Below are 814 nucleotides of genomic sequence, written 5' to 3' on the forward strand. Positions count from 1 at the left end.
CGTAAACAAATCGCTCGACCGTCCACTCATTACTCGCTATTTTTAGACTTTGTTCCAGCGGACGACGCAAGGTGTCATACGTTGTATGAATAACTCGCTGTTCCAATACGCCCAATTCATTTTCATTTTCATCCCAGGCATAGAATGGTTGACCTGAGGCATCGTTGATTAACCAGCGATCTCCGCCATCCATACTGTGTTGAAACAGTAAATTCCCGGCTATGTCGTAGACAGGAAAATAGTCAATGGTTGGGTCTGATCTGGGCGAAGCGGGCACGGTATACCGCATGACCAAATTATCGCGAGCATCTTGAATCCACAGCGGTTTGCCTTCGGCATCTAGTTTGGTAAAGGTGATGTAGTGTTCATCAAGCCAAGGACGATTGAGAAACGGAACATTGGCTAAGGCTGCTGACTCTTCTGGACTACGATTAAAAGCCACATTAATTACTTCTCGCCCTAAACTATCGAGGAGAGTGGTTGCAGGGGTATCGGCATGTTTAGCCGCAATACGTGCTGCCCTTTGCTCGGCGTCTGTGCCAGTACTCATGCGCTGATACCAGTTATTTGCTGGTTCAAGTATTGTATCGTTCTGATCGTAGCTGGTAACATGCCAGGGTGAAAATTCGACTCGGCTGTATGACCCATCGGGTGCTTCGGTACGGATGACACGACCCGCAGCATCGTAATAGATGATTGGGGTAACACCCACCTCTTTTGGTTCCTCATAACGATGATCTGGCTCAAAAATGTTGAGGGCTGTTTCGATTTCACTGAAATAGGGTTCGTATTGTTTAACCGGTTTGCCTTTGTT

General features: G+C 47.1%; 1 protein-coding gene. It reads right to left on the reverse strand.

Annotated elements, in window-relative coordinates:
• A partial coding sequence (locus ACS8FD_RS18990; protein ID WP_439277003.1) for a hypothetical protein occupies positions 1 to 814 on the reverse strand: 814 nt, incomplete at both ends.

The sequence above is a fragment of the Psychrobacter sp. 1U2 genome (genome assembly GCF_051847575.1).